Genomic DNA, 14,924 nt, shown 5'->3' with positions numbered 1-14,924 from the left:
TGGCGCACGGTATACGCCGCGACTGCGGCTATCCTAAGCGCCCGTCCATGACCTTATTGTGAGCGGCCGTGACAACGGCAGGAGACCCCATGAATTCGAACGACCTGGCCCAGCAGCTCGACCTGCCCAAGCGGGCCATCGCCCTGGTCCTCGCGGGTGGGCGCGGCAGCCGCCTCATGAACCTCACCGACCGGCGCGCCAAGCCGGCTGTCTACTTCGGCGGCAAGTTCCGCATCGTCGACTTCGCGCTGTCGAACTGCCTGAACTCCGGCATCCGCCGCATCGGCGTGATCACGCAGTACAAGAGCCACAGCCTGCTGCGCCACGTGCAGCGCGGCTGGGGGTTCCTCAAGACCGAGATGAACGAGTTCGTCGACCTGATGCCCGCCCAGCAGCGCGTGGACGAGGAAAGCTGGTACCGCGGCACGGCCGACGCCGTCTACCAGAACCAGGACATCCTGGCGAGCTACCGGCCCGACTACATCGTGGTGCTGGCCGGTGACCACATCTACAAGATGAACTACGCCATCATGCTGGCCGACCACGTGGCCAAGGGCCGCGACTGCACGGTGGGCTGCATTGCGGTGCCGCGCGCCGAGGCCTCCGCCTTCGGCGTGATGGCGGTGGACGAGAACAGCATGATCACGGACTTCCTGGAGAAGCCGGCCGATCCGCCGCCGATGCCCGGCCGGCCCGACATGGCGCTGGCCAGCATGGGCATCTACGTGTTCAACGCGCGCTTCCTCTACAAGGAGCTCGAGCGCGACATGAACGACCCGAACTCCAGCCACGACTTCGGCAAGGACATCATCCCGCGTGCCGTGAAGAACGCCCAGGCCGCGGCGCACCCGTTCGAGCTCTCGTGCGTGAACATGCGCGTGGGCGAGGAGGCCTACTGGCGCGACGTCGGCACGATCGATGCATACTGGGACGCCAACATCGACCTCACGGCCACCGACCCGCAGCTCAACATGTACGACACGCGCTGGCCGATCTGGACCTACCAGTCGCAGCTGCCGCCGGCCAAGTTCGTGCACAACGCCGATGACCGGCGCGGCATGGCGGTGGAGTCGCTGGTCTCGGGCGGCTGCATCGTCTCGGGCAGCGTGCTGCGCTCGGTGCTGTTCTCCAGCGTGCGCGTGAACTCCTATTCCAGCGTTGCCTGGTCGGTGCTGCTGCCGGGCGTGCAGATCGGCCGGCATGCCCGCATCACACGCGCCATCATCGACCGCGGCGTGTCCATTCCCGACGGCATGGTCATCGGCGAGGATGCCCAGGCGGATGCTGCGCGCTTTTACCGCAGCCCCAACGGCATCGTGCTGGTGACCCAACCCATGCTGGACAAGCTCGGTTCATGAAGGTCCTGCAGGTTGCGGCGGAGGTCTATCCGCTGGTCAAGACGGGTGGTCTGGCCGACGTGGTCGGCGCCTTGCCGCAGGCGCTCGCGGCACAGGGTGCCGAGGTGCGTTTGCTGCTGCCCGGCCTGCCGGCCGTGCTGCGCGGCATCGAGGGCCTGTCCGAGGTGGTGTCGCTGGGGCCGATGTTCGGCGCCGGCCGCGTGCGCCTGCTGCGCGGGCAACTGGCCGGCGTGCAGGCGGCCTATGTGGTCGACGCGCCGTATCTGTACGACCGGCCCGGCAACCCCTACCTGGGGCCGGACGGCCTGGAGTGGGCCGACAACCTGCAGCGCTTCGCCTTGCTGGGCTGGGTGGCCGCGCATGTTGCCGCCGGCGAACTCGACCCGGACTGGCAGCCGCAGGTCATGCATGCGCACGACTGGCACGCCGCCATGTCCTGCGCCTACCTGGCCGCGCGGCCGGTGCGCGACGTGGCCACGGTCTTCACCGTGCACAACCTGGCGTTCCACGGCCTGTTCGAGCCGACCGACTTCTTCCTGCTCGGCTTGCCGGGGCGCTTCATGGCGCCGTCGGCGCTCGAGTTCCACGGGCATTTCTCGTTCATCAAGGCCGGCCTCAAGTTCGCCACGCGCGTGACCACCGTGAGCCCCACCTATGCGCGCGAGATCCGCACGCCCGAGTACGGCAGCGGGCTGGACGGCGTGATCCGCGCGCGCGGCAACGAGGTCTCCGGCATCCTGAACGGCGTCGACCCGGCGGTCTGGAACCCTGCCTTTGACGCCGAGCTGCCCGCGTGTTACGACCCAGTCGATCTGGCCGGCAAGGCCCTGTGCAAGGCCCAGCTGCAGCAAGTCCTGGGGTTGGCGCCAGAGGCCGATGCGCCGCTGTTCGGCGTGGTCAGCCGGCTGACCTCGCAAAAGGGTCTGGACCTCGTGCTGGAAGCCTTGCCCGACCTGTTGGCGCAGGGCGCGCAGTTCGCCGTGCAGGGCACGGGCGACGCCGCGCTGGAAGGCGCGTTCCGCCAGGCCATGGCCCAGCACCCGGGCCGCGTGGCCGTGCGGCTGGGCTACGACGAGGCCTTCGCGCACCAGCTCATCGCGGGGGCCGACGCCATGCTGGTGCCCTCGCGCTTCGAGCCCTGCGGCCTGACACAGCTCTACGCGCTGCGCTACGGCACGGTGCCCATCGTGCGCCGCGTGGGCGGCCTGGCCGACACCGTGGTCGACGTCAACGAGGACACGCTGGCCCGCGACGTGGCCACGGGCTTCCAGTTCGGCCCGGCCACGGCCGATGCGCTGGGCCGCACCTTGCAGCGCGCCGTGCTGGCCTACCGCCAGCCCGGCCAGTGGCGGCAGCTGGTGCGGCGCGGCATGGCGCAGAACTTCTCGTGGGAGCCCGTGGCGCAGCAGTATCTGGCGCTGTACCGGGAAGCCATCGCCGCGCTGTGACCGTGCTGTCGGCGCTGGCCATCGCCAACTACCGCTCGCTGCGCCGGCTGGTGCTGCCGCTGGGGCAGTTGACGCTGGTCACCGGCGCCAACGGCAGCGGCAAGTCCAGCGTCTACCGTGCCTTGCGCCTGCTCGCGGCCGTGGCCCAGGGCGGGGTGGTGCGGGCGCTGGCGCGCGAGGGGGGCCTCGCGTCCACGCTGTGGGCCGGGCCGGAGCAGTTCTCGGCTGCGATGCGGCGTGGCGAAGCGCCCGTGCAGGGCACGCAGCGCAATGGCCCGGTGTCCCTGCAACTGGGCTTTGGCTCCGATGTGGCGGATGGCTACGGCTACGCGATCGACATCGGCCTGCCGATTCCGCGCAGTACCTCGGTGTTCAACCACGACCCCGAGATCAAGCGCGAAGCGGTCTGGAACGGGCCGTTCATGCGCCCGGCTTCTCTGCTGGTCGAACGCCGCGGGGCGGCGCTGCGCATCCGCGGCGACGGCGGCTGGGCGGGCGTGGCGCGGCCCATCCCGGCCTTCGCGAGCATGATGACCGAGTACGCCGAGCCGCGTGCCGCGCCCGAGATGCTGAGCCTGCGCGAGCAGATCCGCGGATGGCGCTTCTACGATCACTTCCGCAGCGATGCCGACGCGCCCGCGCGCATGCCGCAACTGGGCACCACCACGCCCGTGCTTGGCGACGACGGCAGCGACCTGGCCGCAGCCTGGCAGACCATCCGCGAGATCGGCGACCACGCGTCGCTGGACGCGGCTGTCGAGGATGCCTTCCCGGGTGCGGGCGTGCAGGTCGAGGTCTTGGGCGAGCGCTTCGCGCTGCGCATGCACCAGCATGGCCTGCTGCGGCCGCTGGACGCGGCCGAGCTGTCCGACGGCACGCTGCGCTACCTGCTCTGGATCGCCGCGCTGCTGACGCCGCGGCCGCCGGCCCTGCTGGTGCTCAACGAACCCGAGACCAGCCTGCACCCGGACCTGCTGCCCGCGCTGGGCCGGCTCATCGCGCAGGCCGCGCGCGCCTCGCAGGTCATCGTGGTCACGCACGCGCCACGGCTGCTGGCCGCGCTGGACGGCGCGGCGCCGGACACGCAGCGGCTGGAGCTGCACAAGCCGCTCGGCGAAACCCAGCTGGCCGGGCTGGAGATGGACCGGATCCCGCGCTGGGAGTGGCTCGCGCGCTGACGGTCAGCCGGCGGCCGTGCCCCCGTCCCGCGCCACGTGTGCGGGAAAGTCCTCCAGCAGCCAGTCCATGAACACGCGCAGCCGGTGCGTCACATGCCGGCTCTGCGGGTAGACCAGGTGGAAGGGGTAGGGCGCAGGCCGCCAGGGCCGCAGGATCTCGACCAGGGCACCCGCGCGCAGGGCCGCCTCGGCGGCATAGCCGAAGGTCTGCACGATGCCCAGGCCGGCGACGCCGGCCGCCAGGTGCGCGTTGCTCTCGTTGACACCGACGCGGTGCTCGACCTTGATCTCGCTCTTCTCCCCCGCACGCGCGAAGCGGAACGGCATGGCCCGGCCGTTCTGGCTGGACACATAGCTCACCAGCCGGTGGCCGTTCTTGAGCTCATCCGGATAGGCCGGCGTGCCGTACTGCCGCAGGTAGGCCGGGGCGGCGCAGGTGATCAGCACGGCTTCGCCCAGGCGGCGTGCGACCAGGGACGAGGAGTCGAGCGGGCCGCCGCGGATGACGCAGTCCACGTTGTCGCCGACCAGGTCCACCGCGCGGTCGGAGACGCCCAGGTCGACGCGGATCTCGGGGTAGCGCGCCATGAAGTCGGGCAGCAGCGGGATCAGCACGTCGCGCGCGGTGGACCCGCCCACATCCACGCGCAGCTGGCCGCGCGGCTTGCCCTGCGCGAGCTTGAAGGAGGCGTCGATGTCCTCCAGGTCGCGCAGGACCCGCGTGCTCTTGGCGTGGTAGTCCTGGCCCTCGGGCGTGACCGTGAGGCGGCGCGTGGTGCGTTGCAACAGGCGCACACCCAGGTGGGCTTCCAGCTCCTGCACCTGCTTGCTGACCGTGGCGATCGGCATGTCCAGCGAGTCGGCCGCCCGCGTGAAGCTGCCCGCTTCCACCACGCGCACGAAGGCGCGCATCGCCAGCAACTGGTCCATTCCTGTGCTTCCTGATTTTCTACGACGGTGGATAGTAATTCCATTGATCTCTCTTTTTCGGAGAAAGACGGCGGCCCAGAATTGCGTCCATCCCAACCGCAAACCCTGAAAGGAACGCAGCATGAACACCCCTCTCCACAACAAGATCGCTCTCGTCACGGGCGGCAGCAGCGGCATCGGCCTGGGCGCCGCGAAGGAACTCATCGCGCAGGGCGCGCAGGTCTTCATCACGGGTCGCCGCCAGGCCGAACTCGACGCGGCGGTCGCTGAACTCGGACCGCAGGCGACCGGCATCCGCGCCGACGCCTCGGTGCTGTCCGACCTGGACGCGGTCTACGCCCAGATCGCCAGGAAGGTGGGCCGCCTCGACATCCTGTTCGCCAATGCCGGTGGCGGCGACATGCTGCCGCTGGGCGCCATCACCGAAGAGCACTTCGACCGCATCTTCGGCACCAATGTGCGCGGCGTGCTGTTCACGGTGCAGAAGGCCTTGCCGCTGCTCAGCGACGGTGCCTCGGTGATCCTGACTTCGTCCACCGTCTCGATCCAGGGCACGGCCAATTTCAGCGTCTACAGCGCGAGCAAGGCCGCGGTGCGCAACTTCGCGCGCTCCTGGGCACTGGACCTGAAGGACCGCAAGATCCGCGTCAACGCGGTCAGCCCCGGTCCGGTCCGCACGCCTGGCCTGGGCGGCCTGGCGGCCGACGAGGCGACGCGCAAGGGGCTGTTCGACTTTCTGGCTTCGCAGGTGCCGCTGGGCCGACTGGGCGAGCCAGGCGAGATCGGCAAGGCCGTGGCCTTCCTGGCCTCGGATGCGGCGAGCTTCGTCAACGGCATCGAACTGTTCGTGGACGGTGGCATGGCGCAGGTGTGAAACGGCGAGGAAGGCGTGCTGCGGCTGCGTGACGTGGCGGCGCCGACGCAAGGCCTCGCGCAGTGCTTGGCCGGGACCCGCGTCCAAGAGGGTGCAGCAGTGGGCGGGCGGGCCTGGGGTTTCCCCCATAATCGCCCGCACCGCCAGCACCCCGTCCAGGAGTTCCATGCAAGTTTCCGCGTCCATCTTCAAGGCCTATGACATCCGCGGCATCGTGCCGTCCAGCTTGAACGAGGCCGTGGCCGAAGGCCTGGGACGCGCGTTCGGCACCATCGCCCGGCGCGAGGGCGAGACCACCGTAGCCGTGGGCCGTGATGGCCGTCTGTCGGGCCCCAGCCTGTCGGCTGCGCTCATCCGGGGCCTCGTGGCCGCCGGCGTGCAGGTCGTCGACGTGGGCATGGTCACCACGCCCATCCTGTACTTCGCCGCGCACACGCTGGCCCGAAGCGGCATCCAGATCACGGGCAGCCACAACCCCAAGGACTACAACGGCTTCAAGATGATCATGGGTGGCCGTGCCATCTACGGCGACGAGATCCAGGCCCTGCGCAGCATGATCGAGGCCGAGGACTGGGTGGACGTGCCCGGCGGCAGCGTGCGTCAGGCCGACGTGCTGCCGGCCTACCGCGAACGCATCGTGGGCGACGTGAAGCTGGCGCGCCCGCTCAAGATCGTGATCGACTCGGGCAACGGCATCGCCGGTGCTTCGTCGCCCGAGATCTTCCGCGCGCTGGGCTGCGAGGTCACCGAACTGTTCAGCGAGGTCGACGGCAACTTCCCCAACCACCACCCGGACCCGAGCAAGCCCGAGAACCTGCACGATCTGATCGCGGCGCTCAAGACCACCGGCGCCGAACTGGGCCTGGCCTTCGACGGCGACGGCGACCGCCTGGGCATCGTCACGCGCGAAGGCAACAACATCTTCCCGGACCGCCAGATGGCCTTGTTCGCGCAGGACGTGCTCTCGCGCGTGCCGGGCGGCACCATCCTGTTCGACGTCAAGTGCTCGCAGCGGCTGGCCCCGGCCATCGAGGCGGCCGGCGGCAAGGCGCTGATGTTCAAGACCGGCCACTCGCTGATCAAGGCCAAGATGAAGGCCATCGAAGCCGAGGGCGGCCAGGCGCCGCTGGGCGGCGAGATGAGCGGCCACATCTTCTTCAAGGAACGCTGGTTCGGTTTCGACGACGGCACCTATGCCGGCGCACGGCTGCTCGAGATTCTCAGCAAGTCGCCCGACGCGAGCGCCGTGCTCGACGCGCTGCCCACCAGCTTTTCCACGCCCGAACTCAACGTCGGCTGTGCCGAGGGCGAGCCCCACGCGCTGGTGGCCCAGCTCGTGGCCGCCGCGAAGTTCGACGCACCGGCGACCGTCAACACCATCGACGGCCTGCGCGTGGATTGGCCGGACGGCTTCGGCCTGATCCGCGCCTCCAACACCACGCCGGTGCTGGTGCTGCGCTTCGAAGGCCACACCGAGGCCGCGCTGGAGCGCATCCAGACGCAGATGATGGCCTTGCTGCGCTCGGTCAAGCCCGACGCCCAGATCCAGGCGGCCGCCCATTGAGCGCAGGCGGCGGCCGCACTGCATGAGGATCCTGGTCGTCAAGCTCTCGTCGCTGGGCGATGTGGTGCAGGCCATGCCGGTCGTGAGCGACCTGCGTGCGGCGCTGCCGCAGGCGAGGATCGACTGGGTCGTCGAGGAGTCGTTCGCGCCGCTCGTGGAATGCGTGGTCGGCGTGGAGCGCGTGCTCCGCTTTGCCGGGCGCCGCTGGCGCAAGTCCTGGCTGGATGCCGCGACACGCGCCGAGCGCACGGCCTTCTACACGGCGCTGCGGGCCGTGGAGTACGACGCCGTGCTCGACATCCAGGGCCTCATCAAATCGGGCATGGTGGCGCGCAAGGCCCGCATCTCGGCCCAGGGTTTTCGCGCGACCTACGGCAACCGCAGCGAGGAGTGCGGCTACGAGTGGCCCACGCGTTTCTTCGCCAACCGCCTGGTGCCCATGCCGCGGCGCGTGCACGCGGTGCAGCGCTACCGCGTGCTGGCGGCCGGCGCGCTGGGCTATGAGCTCAAGACGCCGCCCGTCTACCAGCTGCGCGTGGAGCGCCCGGCACCGGTGCGCGCGGTCGTGCTGGCCCATGGCACGACGCGGCCCGACAACGAATGGCCGCAGGCGCACTGGGCCGCCATCGGCCAGCGGCTCGCGGCCGACGGCTTCCAAGTCTGGCTGCCGCATGCCTCGGACACCGAGCTGCGCCTGGCCACCGCGCTGGCCACGGCCATCGGCCCGAAGGCCCGCGTCTGGCCGCGGCTGTCGCTGGCCGGCGTGCTGCGGGAGATGGCGGCCGCCACCGGCGTGATCGGCGTGGACTCGGGCCTCAGCCACATGGCCGTGGCGCTGGACCTGCTGCACGTGCAGATCTTCAGCTATCCGCGCGCCTGGCGCGCCGGCCCCGTGGGCCATGCGCACCAGGTGCCGGTCGGCGGCGAACGCGCACCCAGCGTGGACGAGGTCTGGGCCGCCTGGCAGGGCGTGCTGGCCGCCACGCCCCGACCGGTGCCCGCTTGATGCTGCTGCGCCTGTACGGCTGGCTGACCTGGCTGGCGCAACCGCTGCTGCGGCGCAAGCTCGCGCGCCGGGCCGTGGCCGAGCCCGGCTACGGCGCGCACGTGCCCGAGCGCTTCGGCCACTACACACAGCCGCCGTCGAGCGGCTGGGTCTGGGTGCATGCGGTCTCGCTGGGCGAGACGCGCGCGGCTGCCGTGCTCATCGCCGCGCTGCGCGAACGCCTGCCCGGCATGCGGCTGCTGCTCACGCACGGCACGGCCACGGGCCGGGCCGAGGGCGCGCGGCTGCTGCGCGAAGGCGACCTGCAGGTCTGGCAGCCCTGGGACACGCCGGGCGCGACCGGGCGCTTCCTGGCGCAGTTCCAACCCCGTGTCGGCATCCTCATGGAAACCGAGATCTGGCCCTGGCTCATCGAAAGCTGCCGCCGGACCGGCGTGCCGCTGGTGCTGGCCAATGCGCGCCTGTCCGAAAAATCGCTGCAGGGCGCGCAGCGCGTGCCGCTGCTGCCACCGGCCTATGCCGCGCTCGCGGCCGCCTATGCGCAGACCGAGGGCGATGCGGCGCGGCTGCGCAGCGCCGGTGCGCCGGTGGCCGGCGTCTTCGGCAATCTCAAGTTCGATGCCGCGCCTGATGCGGCGCAGCTGGCGCGCGGCCGCCAATGGCGGGCCGCGGCGGGCAAGCCGGTGGTGCTGTTCGCCAGCTCGCGCGAGGGCGAGGAGGCCGCCTTGCTGGCGCTGCTGCAGGCCGATCCGGCCGCTGCCACCGCTGTGCAGTGGCTGATCGTGCCACGCCATCCGCAGCGTTTCGATGCCGTGGCCGAGATGGTGCGTGCGCATGGTTTTGCCGTGGCGCGCCGCAGCAGCTGGAGCGATGCACCGCCGGCCGGCGCGGACGCGGTCTGGCTCGGCGATTCACTGGGTGAAATGGCGCTGTACTACGGCTTCGCCGACCTGGCCTTGCTGGGCGGCAGCTTCGAACCCCTGGGCGGGCAGAACCTGATCGAGGCCGCGGCCTGCGGCTGTCCGGTGCTCATGGGGCCACACACCTTCAACTTCGCCGAGGCGGCGGAACTGGCCGGGCAGGCCGGTGCAGCGCTGCGCGCGGAGGATCTGGCACAGGCCGTGCAGACTGTGCGGCGGCTGGTGGCGGACCCTGCGGCGCGCCAGCAGGCCAGTGACGCGAGCCTGGCCTTCGCCGCGGCCCACCGTGGCGCGGCGGCGCGCACGGCGGCGGCCATCGCCGCGCTATTGGATCTCGGCCTCCGGCCATAGCCGGGGAAAGTAAAAGCGCAGCGCGTGCTGCGGCACGCCAAAGCGCAGGCGGCCATAGGGCGAATCGCTCTCGAGCAGGCCGCGCTTGAGCAAGGCGCTGATCTGGGCCGTGGCCAGACGCTCGCCCAGGCCCAGCATGGCCTTGAAGTCCACGCGCTCCAACTCGCCCTGGGTGGCAAACAGGTAGTGCAGCGCGCGCAGGGCTTCACGCCGCACACCCTGGCGAACGACCTGCTCCTCATAAGCCAGGCAAGCGGCAATGCGCTCGCGCATGCTTTCCAGTGCGAGCAGTTCGGTCATGAACTGGACCTGGTCCAGGCACAGGCCCAGTACATAGGCGATCCAGTTCTCCAGTCCGCGCTCGGTACGGCTGCCGCGGCCATCGAGGTCGCCGGCACGTGCTTCGTCGGCTGCCGCCAGATGCGCGCAGTAGGCATCGTGGCTACGGGCAAAGCCGCGCAGCAGCGACCAGGTTCCATTGGTCAGGCCCAGATGGGACAGCACCAGATGCGTGTGCAGCCGTGCGACACGGCCATTGCCATCGCGAAAGGGATGGATCCAGGCCAGGCGCTGGTGCGACGCCGCTGCAGCAAGCACCTGCAGTTCGCCGCGGCGTGTGCTTGCGTAGAACCGGCTCCAGCGCTGCAGGAACTCCGGCAGCTTGTCGGCATCGGGCGCAGCATGCCGGCCCACGCTGACCTGCTGGCTGCGCAACTGGCCTGGATGCAGCGGCTCTTCCTGCGCCGACAGGCGCCGATCGTCCGCCGGCAAGCGTGCGAACAGATCCTGGTGGATGTCCTGCAGCATGCGGGGCGACCAGACGGTCGTCCAGTCCCATTGTGGCTGGTGCATTTCCATGCTGGCTTCGGTGGCCATGTGCGCCAGGGCCAGGCGCTGGCGCCGCGCCTTGTCCGCATCGCGGGCATAGTTGTTGCGCAGTGCCTGCTCGATCTCGGCGGGCAAGGTGTGCTGGCCTTCGATCTTGTTGCTGTAGTAGGAATGCATGGCCCGCAACTGGCCGCGCAATCCGCGCAAGGCCTCGGGTTGGCACATGCCCGCCAGACGGCCGGCGCTGCGCATCAGGTCGTGCGCCTGCTCCAGCAAAGGCCCCATCCGGTGCTCGCCGGGCAGCAGCGGCTCCATCTCCGATGGACGGCTGTAGAGCGCGAATTTCTGCGAGATGGGAGGCATCGGAAAGTCATTGTATTGAAATGACTTTCCTGCCTTTGCGCAGGATTTTCTGCGAGATTTTCTGCGAGATGCTCAACGCACCAGCAGCGCCTCGATGCCCTGCAGGTCTTCGGCCCGCAGGCTGCCGCTGGCCTGGCGCAGACGCAGCTCGCCCAGCAGCACGTTGTAGCGGGCCTGGGCCAGGTCGCGCTTGGTCTGGTAGAGCTGGCTCTGCGCGTTCAGCACGTCGATGTTGATGCGCACGCCGACCTGGTAGCCCAGCTTGTTGGCGTCCAGCGCACTCTGGCTGGAGGCCTCGGCGGCCTGCAGCGCCTCGACCTGGCCCTTGCCCGACACCACGCCGAAATAGGCCGTGCGCGTGTTCTGCACCACGGTGCGGCGGGCCGCTTCCAGGTCGGCCGCGGCCTTCTCTTCGAGCGACAGGGTTTCGCGCACGCGGTTCTGCACCGAGTAGCCGGCGAACAGCGGCACCGTGACCTGCACGCCCAGCGAGCCCTGGTTCTGGCGCGTGCCGAAGGCCAGGCTGTTGCTCGGATAGCCCTGCGGATAGCGGTTGATGCCGTAGCTGGCCTGCAGGTCCACCGTGGGCTTGTGGCCGGCACGCGCCTTCTCGGTCTCCAGCCGCGCGACATCCACGCCGATGCGGGCCTGCTGCACGACGGGATGGCCCTCGGCCTGCTGCACCCAGGTCTCGGCATCGCCGGTCAGCGCGGGCAGCGGTACCGGCTGCGCCAGCGGGGTGGGGCGGGCATCGGTGCGGCTGACCACCGTGTCCAGCGCCAGTTTCTTGACGCGCAGGTCGTTGGCGGCGGCGATCTCCTGGGCCATCACCAGGTCATGCCGCGCCTGGGCCTCGCGGGTGTCGGTGATGGTGGCGGTGCCGACCTCGAAGTTGCGCCGGGCCGAGGCCAGTTGCTCGGCCACGGCAGCCTTCTGCGCCTGTACGAAGGCCAGCGTGTCCTGTGCGGCCAGCACGTCGAAATAGGCCTGGGCCACGCGGATGACCAGATCCTGCTCGGCCACCAGCAACTGGGCCTTGGCCACATCGGCCAGCTTGAGGCCCTGCTCGTAGCCGGCCCAGTTGCCGGGGCGGTACAGCGGTTGCGTGGCGCCCACGCTGGCCGTCAGCGCCGTGTACGGGCCTTCGATGGGCGGCGTGGTGCTGTCGTAGGTGTTGCGCGAGGCACCGGCCGTGAGGTTGGCGCTGGGCAGGATCAGCGCACGCGATTGGTCGGCCTTGGCCAGGTTGGCCTCGTACTGGGCGCGGGCGCCCTGGTAGGTGGCGTCGGTGGTACGTGCCGCCTCGAACAGCTGCACCAGCGTCTGGGCCGACGCGGCCGGCACCGTTCCAAAGGCCAGCAGGAGCAGCAGGCCGGAGGTGTTGCGTCGGAGTGCGATCTTGTGTTTTCTCGTCTGCACCATGGCCTGCCTTGGTCCTAGTAACGGGGGATGGATGGATCGCGCTGCTGGGACCAGGCGTCGATGCCGCCGCTGATGTTGGCCACCTGCGTGAAGCCCTGCTGGGCCAGGAACTGCGCCACCCGCATGCTGCGGGCGCCGTGGTGGCACAGGCAGGCGATGGGCTGGTCGCGGTCGATCTCGGCCAGGCGGGCAGGAATCTCGCCCATGGGAATGGCCAGCAGCGTGAAACCATCGGGCTTCACGCTGGCCACGGCCAGCTCAGCGGGTTCACGCACGTCGAGAACCGTGATCTGCCCGGGCTGCCAGTCGCCGAGTTGGGAGGGTGTGACGTGGTCGATCATCGGCTCAGAACTGGAAAGGCGACGGTTCCGGAAAGTTCTGAAGCCGCGGCACGATGGCGTCCCAGGGCGAGGCGGTCTCGAACCGGCCTTCGCCCACGCGGGTCACGACCTGGGCACGCATCATGGGCTCGCTGCCGACGATGGCGAACAGCCGGCCGCCCGGCTTGAGTTGCTGCAGCAGCGCCGCCGGCACGGCCGCCACCGAGCCGCTCAGCAAGATGGCGTCGAACGGGCCGTCGGCCGCGGCGCCGTGGGCGCCGTCGGCATGGCGGACCTCGGCGTTGGCGATGCCGGCTTCACGCAGGTTGGTGCGGGCGGTCTCGGCCAGTTCGGCCTCGATCTCCAGTGTCAGCACGCTGGCGGCCAGGCTGGCCATCAGCGCGGCGGAATAGCCCGAACCGGTGCCGATCTCCAGCACGCGGTCGGTCTTTTGCAGCTTCAGATCCTGCACGCTGCGGGCTTCCACGCGCGGGGCCAGCATGCAATGGCCCTGGCGCAGGGCCGCCTCGTGCGGCGTGCGCAGCGGCACCTCGGTGTCCATGAAGGCCAGGCCGCGCAACGCGGCCGGCGTGAACTGCTCGCGCCGCACCTGGCCCAGGAGTTCCAGCACGGCAGCATCCAGCACATCCCAGGGGCGGATCTGCTGCTCGATCATGTTGAAGCGGCTGAGTTCGATTTCGGCGGGGGTCATTTGTTCAGGCGGCGTAGCAGGGGACGCGGGAGTCACGACAGAGCCGGGATTCTAGAGGGCGGCGCCTGGGCCGGCCCCAGCAGGCCATGCAGGATGATGTCCAGCTGGGAAGCGATGTAGCGTTCCGGCATCAATTCGCCCGACGCCGGTGCGAGCAGGCCGATCGCATGCTTGTGCATGACCAGGTACAGGATGGCGCTGGTCACGCTGTAGACGGCGTACTCGGCGTCCAGCGGGCGGAACTCCCCGCGCTCGATGCCGCGCTGGATCACGCGGCGCAGCAACTGCTGCGAGGGTTGCACCACCTCGGTGTGGTAGCAGGCCGCCACCTCGGGAAAGTTCTGCGCCTCGCTGATCACCAGCTTGGTGAGGCCGGTGAGCTTGGTCGCACCCACCCGCGTCCACCAGGACTGCAGGGCGTGGCGCAGCATGTCGGCGGCACTGTCGCTGCCGCCGTCCATGGCCTCGTATTCGGCGTTCCAGTCGGCAAAGCGCGCGGCCAGGTTCTCCTGCACGACCGCCCGGAACAACTCCGCCTTGCTGGGGAAGTACAGGAACAGCGTGCCCTTGGAGACGCCGGCCCGGGCCGCCACGGCCTCCACCTTGGTGGCGGCGAAGCCCTTCTCGACGAACAGTTCCAGCGCCGCGTCCAGCAGCTCGCTCGGACGTGCGTCCTTGCGCCTGGCCCGCTTGCCGGCGGCCATGCTGCTGGGGGTGTCGGAGGGACTCTGCATTCCTTAATGACTGACCGGTTAGTAAATGTAGGCAGTCCGGAATTGGCCTGTCAAGGCAGACCACCGGCGCGGGCGCTCAGCGTCCCAGGCGCAGCGCCAGCCACTCGCGCACCACGGCCGAGGTGTTGGCCAGCCCATGGGTCGATGGCAGCCACTCCAGCACGGGCCGCTGCAACGGCACGGCGAAGCCCATGGGGGCGGGCAGCACCGTGAGGCCGGTCGCCTCGAAGGCACGCACGGCGCGCGGCATGTGCCAGGCGCTGGTGACCAGCGCGATGCGTTCGATGCGGTCGCGGCGCAGCAGTGCCGCCATGTTCTGGGCGTTCTCGATCGTGTCGCGCGACTGGCTGTCGGACCAGCGCAGCGGTGCCAGGCCGGTGCGGGCCAGCAGGCGCGCCACGGCATCGGCCTCGTCGGGATGTTCGGCCTCGCCCGCATTGGCCCAGCCGATGCCCCCCGCAAAGCCCAGCGGCAGGCCGCTCTCGCGCGCGAGCCAGGCGCCGTACAGTGCCCGCGTGCCGGTCTGGCTGGACGGTTGCGGGCCTTCGAGTTCGGGCACGCGCGGGTACAGGCCGCCGCCGAGTGCGATCACGGCCTGCACCTGGTGCGCCTGCAGCCGCGCCACGGCCTCGGTGGGCGGCAGCGCCGCCACGGGCGGCAGCAGGAGGTCGGACAGCCGCACCGCCACCGCATTGCTGCACAGCAGCCACAACAGCACGAGGCCGGCCAGGCCGAGCGCACGTCCGGCCGTGCGCCGGCGCCGCGCCAGCAGCCAGCCGAAGGCGATCAGCAGCAGCGGGCCGGCCGGCGGCAGCACCAGGGTGGAGAGGATGGGACGCCACTCGGCAGGATTCATGGGAGGCCGTGGGGGAGGGGGTTGATGGACGCGGGCCGGCATTCTCGTGGATGGCCACGG

Annotated in this window: 14 protein-coding genes; 7 read left to right on the top strand and 7 right to left on the bottom strand. The window is 70.2% G+C overall.

Annotated features, from left to right (window positions below; genetic code table 11):
* The first annotated feature begins 89 nt into the window (after window positions 1-89).
* The 3 genes from glgC to ACSQ4M_RS23805 are packed head-to-tail and all read left to right on the top strand — an operon-like array spanning window position 90 to window position 3,984.
* The gene (glgC, locus tag ACSQ4M_RS23815) at window positions 90-1,358 is read left to right on the top strand and encodes a glucose-1-phosphate adenylyltransferase (protein WP_436191882.1); all 1,269 of its coding nucleotides are present in this window, start codon (window positions 90-92) and stop codon (window positions 1,356-1,358) included.
* Entirely contained in the window at window positions 1,355-2,806 is a 1,452-nt protein-coding gene (gene glgA / locus ACSQ4M_RS23810; RefSeq protein WP_436191881.1) for a glycogen synthase GlgA, read from the top strand. Before glgC ends, glgA begins: the two co-directional genes overlap by 4 nt.
* On the top strand, window positions 2,803-3,984 hold the full coding sequence (locus ACSQ4M_RS23805; protein ID WP_436191880.1) for an AAA family ATPase: 1,182 nt from the start codon (window positions 2,803-2,805) through the stop codon (window positions 3,982-3,984). Before glgA ends, ACSQ4M_RS23805 begins: the two co-directional genes overlap by 4 nt.
* Before the next feature lie 3 nt (window positions 3,985-3,987).
* Here the strand turns inward: ACSQ4M_RS23805 and ACSQ4M_RS23800 are convergent, their stop codons facing one another.
* Window positions 3,988-4,914, bottom strand: a complete 927-nt coding sequence (locus ACSQ4M_RS23800) for a LysR family transcriptional regulator (RefSeq protein WP_436191879.1) — start codon at window positions 4,912-4,914, stop codon at window positions 3,988-3,990.
* Between the two features lie 121 nt (window positions 4,915-5,035).
* Between ACSQ4M_RS23800 and ACSQ4M_RS23795 the strand changes: the two genes are divergently transcribed.
* From ACSQ4M_RS23795 to ACSQ4M_RS23780, 4 genes are all read left to right on the top strand, one after another.
* Window positions 5,036-5,788, top strand: coding sequence for an SDR family oxidoreductase (locus ACSQ4M_RS23795; RefSeq protein WP_436191878.1), 753 nt, complete (start codon window positions 5,036-5,038; stop codon window positions 5,786-5,788).
* Between the two features lie 166 nt (window positions 5,789-5,954).
* The gene (locus ACSQ4M_RS23790; RefSeq protein ID WP_436191877.1) at window positions 5,955-7,352 is read left to right on the top strand and encodes a phosphomannomutase/phosphoglucomutase; all 1,398 of its coding nucleotides are present in this window, start codon (window positions 5,955-5,957) and stop codon (window positions 7,350-7,352) included.
* A gap of 22 nt (window positions 7,353-7,374) precedes the next feature.
* Window positions 7,375-8,358, top strand: a complete 984-nt coding sequence (gene waaC / locus ACSQ4M_RS23785) for a lipopolysaccharide heptosyltransferase I (RefSeq protein WP_436191876.1) — start codon at window positions 7,375-7,377, stop codon at window positions 8,356-8,358.
* Complete coding sequence (locus tag ACSQ4M_RS23780) at window positions 8,358-9,629, top strand: 3-deoxy-D-manno-octulosonic acid transferase (protein WP_436191875.1); 1,272 nt, start codon at window positions 8,358-8,360, stop codon at window positions 9,627-9,629. The genes waaC and ACSQ4M_RS23780 overlap by 1 nt, the downstream gene beginning before the upstream one ends.
* Here the strand turns inward: ACSQ4M_RS23780 and ACSQ4M_RS23775 are convergent.
* From ACSQ4M_RS23775 to ACSQ4M_RS23750, 6 genes are all read right to left on the bottom strand, one after another.
* On the bottom strand, window positions 9,603-10,820 hold the full coding sequence (locus tag ACSQ4M_RS23775) for a Fic family protein (RefSeq protein ID WP_436191874.1): 1,218 nt from the start codon (window positions 10,818-10,820) through the stop codon (window positions 9,603-9,605). The genes ACSQ4M_RS23780 and ACSQ4M_RS23775 overlap by 27 nt on opposite strands.
* A gap of 72 nt (window positions 10,821-10,892) precedes the next feature.
* Window positions 10,893-12,242 (bottom strand): TolC family outer membrane protein, encoded by a 1,350-nt coding sequence (locus tag ACSQ4M_RS23770; protein ID WP_436191873.1) that lies wholly within the window; start codon window positions 12,240-12,242, stop codon window positions 10,893-10,895.
* 14 nt (window positions 12,243-12,256) lie between these two features.
* Window positions 12,257-12,583, bottom strand: coding sequence for a rhodanese-like domain-containing protein (locus ACSQ4M_RS23765; protein ID WP_436191872.1), 327 nt, complete (start codon window positions 12,581-12,583; stop codon window positions 12,257-12,259).
* 4 nt (window positions 12,584-12,587) lie between these two features.
* Window positions 12,588-13,274, bottom strand: a complete 687-nt coding sequence (locus ACSQ4M_RS23760) for a protein-L-isoaspartate O-methyltransferase family protein (RefSeq protein ID WP_436191871.1) — start codon at window positions 13,272-13,274, stop codon at window positions 12,588-12,590.
* Window positions 13,275-13,306: 32 nt separating this feature from the next.
* Entirely contained in the window at window positions 13,307-14,008 is a 702-nt protein-coding gene (locus tag ACSQ4M_RS23755) for a TetR family transcriptional regulator (protein ID WP_436191870.1), read from the bottom strand.
* Window positions 14,009-14,084: 76 nt separating this feature from the next.
* Window positions 14,085-14,864, bottom strand: coding sequence for a YdcF family protein (locus ACSQ4M_RS23750; protein ID WP_436191869.1), 780 nt, complete (start codon window positions 14,862-14,864; stop codon window positions 14,085-14,087).
* Between the last annotated feature and the right edge of the window lie 60 nt (window positions 14,865-14,924).

Source organism: Pseudorhodoferax sp. LjRoot39, assembly GCF_964253035.1.
Classification (GTDB): Bacteria; Pseudomonadota; Gammaproteobacteria; order Burkholderiales; family Burkholderiaceae_C; genus Pseudorhodoferax.
This window is presented reverse-complemented; position numbering and strand designations above follow the sequence as displayed.